This is a genomic window from Micromonospora sp. NPDC023888 (genome assembly GCF_040639415.1).
Taxonomy (GTDB): Bacteria; Actinomycetota; Actinomycetes; order Mycobacteriales; family Micromonosporaceae; genus Micromonospora.
Window position 1 is genome coordinate 1 of the sequence record NZ_JBEZZW010000104.1, and the last position, 1,210, is coordinate 1,210.

Below are 1,210 nucleotides of genomic sequence, written 5' to 3' on the forward strand. Positions count from 1 at the left end.
GGGGACGTTGGGCAGCGAGTACGCGTCGGGCACACCGATCGCCGCACGCGACTCGGCCGCGGAGAACGTCCGCAGGCCGATCCGGTACGACAGGTAGGTCTCCAGGCCGCGCAGCCGGCCCTCCTCCAGGCGCTGGGACGCCAGCAGCAGGTGCACGCCGAGGGACCGGCCGATGCGGCCGATCTGCACGAACATCTCGATGAAGTCCGGCATGGCGGTGAGGAGTTCGCTGAACTCGTCGATGACCAGGACGAGGGAGGGGATCGGCTGGAGCGGCGCTCCGGCGGCCCGCGCCTTCTCGTAGTCGTGGATGTTGGCGTAGTTGCCGGCGTCGCGCAGCATCTCCTGGCGCCGGTTGAGCTCGCCGCGGATGGAGTCGCCCATGCGGTCGACCAGCGTCAGGTCGTCCGCGAGGTTGGTGATGACCGCGGCGACGTGCGGCATCTGGGACATGCCCGCGAAGGTGGCGCCGCCCTTGAAGTCGGCGAGGACGAAGTTGAGGGTCTCGGACGAGTGCGTGACGGCGAGGCCCAGCACCAGGGTCCGCAGCAGTTCGGACTTGCCGGAACCGGTGGCGCCGACGCACAGGCCGTGCGGCCCCATGCCCTCCTGGGCGGCCTCCTTCAGGTCCAGCATCACCGGGGAGCCGTCCTCGCCCACACCGATGGGCACCCGCAGCCGCTCCGACTGCGACCGCGGCCGCCAGGTGCGGCTGACGTCGACCGACGCGGCGTCGCCGAGGTTCAGCAGGTCGGTGAAGTCCAGGTTGGCGAGGAGCGGTTCGTCGTCGTCCGAGCCCGAGGCGATGCGCAGCGGGGCGAGCTGGCGGGCGAGCGCCTCCGCGGCCTCCGGCCCGAGGCGGTCGGGTGTCCCGTCGTACACGTGACCGTGGCCGGACTCCAGGCGGAGGGAGTCGGGGCGCACGGTCACCGACAGTCCGCCGCGCGGCCCGTGCAGCTCGCCCGGTACGACCTCGATGATCGTCACGCCCTGGATGCCCTCCGGGGCGGCGAGCGCCGACATCGCGGGGACCGACTGGCCGTCGAGGACAACGACGATGTGCGGCTGGTCCAGCAGCGGCTGGCCGCCGCCGTGGAAGCGGGGGCGCCCTTCCAGGCGTACGGCCAGCATGTCCTGGAGGTCCCGCGAGTCCGTGGTGATCATGCGGCGGCTGCCCGCGCCGTCGCCGGGGCCGGGCGCCTGGACGTGC

At 72.6% G+C, this 1,210-nt stretch carries 1 protein-coding gene; it reads right to left on the minus strand.

Going from position 1 to position 1,210, the window contains the following annotated elements; translation table 11 throughout:
• A partial coding sequence (gene eccCa / locus AB0F61_RS34230) for a type VII secretion protein EccCa (protein WP_357818553.1) occupies positions 1 to 1,210 on the minus strand: 1,210 nt, incomplete at both ends.